1 protein-coding gene is annotated in these 659 nt (G+C 41.9%); it reads left to right on the top strand.

Features of this window, described 5'->3' with window-relative positions; translation table 11 throughout:
• Window positions 1–90 precede the first annotated feature (90 nt).
• Window positions 91–465: a TnpV protein gene (locus tag D1841_RS18030; RefSeq protein WP_160645007.1), complete on the top strand. Its 375-nt coding sequence runs from the start codon at window positions 91–93 to the stop codon at window positions 463–465.
• Window positions 466–659: the final 194 nt, after the last annotated feature.

Here is a 659-nt window from a genome sequence, read left to right as displayed (position 1 = left end):
TTTTCCCATTTGTCAAGCCTTTTTTATGCTTTTTTCTTATTTTGCTCTTTTATACCTTTAACTTAATGACATTGGTGGAGGTAACAGACAATGGCAAAATCATTATTTGAGGAACTGGGCGGCAGATACGAGCGGCAAGGAGATTACTTAATACCGTGCTTAACCGTACCCGCCGAAGAAGAACAACCCATAGGAATATGGGGACAGCGGCATTTAGACTATCTGAAGCAGTACCGCAAGGTTACATACACCAATCTTCTCACAAGCGGCAGGCTCAACGCCTATCTTGCCGACATCGACAGGCAGGCGCAGGAACGCTTTGAAAGGCTCTTAGATGGCATGAAACAGGTACAGGGCATAACAGAACAGCTAAAGGCAGAAAACGCCCTAGAATGGACAGGGCGGCTCAATAACATAAGGGCATGTGTAAGGGAGATTGTGAACGAGGAAATCATTTTTGCATAAAGCAAGAACGGCAGGGAGAAATCTCTGCTGTTTTCTTTTAGAGAGTAATGATTTACAATCTAATTGTTGATATTATTCGTTTGGACGGATATAATAATAATATTCTATTTGAGGAGGTTAGATAGTGTCTACACAAGGTGAGAGGATCGTGATAGAATGGAAGCATCATATAAAAGGCAGGAGAGAAAAAGATG

Source organism: Neglectibacter sp. X4 (genome assembly GCF_009917365.1).
Taxonomy (GTDB): domain Bacteria; phylum Bacillota; class Clostridia; order Oscillospirales; family Acutalibacteraceae; genus Acutalibacter.
The sequence above is the reverse complement of the archived record's forward strand: the minus strand, read 5'-3'. Positions and strand labels throughout refer to the sequence as shown.